The organism is Nocardioides cremeus (genome assembly GCF_030518195.1).
Lineage (GTDB): Bacteria > Actinomycetota > Actinomycetes > Propionibacteriales > Nocardioidaceae > Nocardioides > Nocardioides cremeus.
Genome location: NZ_JAULSC010000333.1, coordinates 1 through 274 on the forward strand (window position 1 = coordinate 1; position 274 = coordinate 274).

The 274-nt window shown below is 59.1% G+C and carries 1 protein-coding gene; it reads right to left on the reverse strand.

The window, feature by feature from the left end; translation table 11 throughout:
• Window positions 1-274: alpha/beta hydrolase (locus QWJ41_RS21300; RefSeq protein WP_302710502.1), on the reverse strand; the 274-nt coding region annotated here is incomplete at both ends.

The following is a 274-nucleotide window of genomic DNA, read 5'->3' on the forward strand; positions in this document are numbered from 1 at the left end:
CTCGGGAGCGAGGCGATAATCCATCGAAAGAATCGCACACCCCGAACGGTTCACAAGCATTCGGACGACTGCGTCAACGCCGGTATGATTGCCAAGCACCCAGCCACCTCCGTGGAGGTAAACCATAACCGGCAATGCCGTCCGTGATTCGGGCCGGTACAGCTCTGCCGTCAATGATGGATCGGATTTGAAGAGGGGAATGGGGTCCACATGCGCCACCGGCTCGGACGGACCAGCCAAGGCCTTCAGTTCTAAAATGGCGACCCGGCCCTGT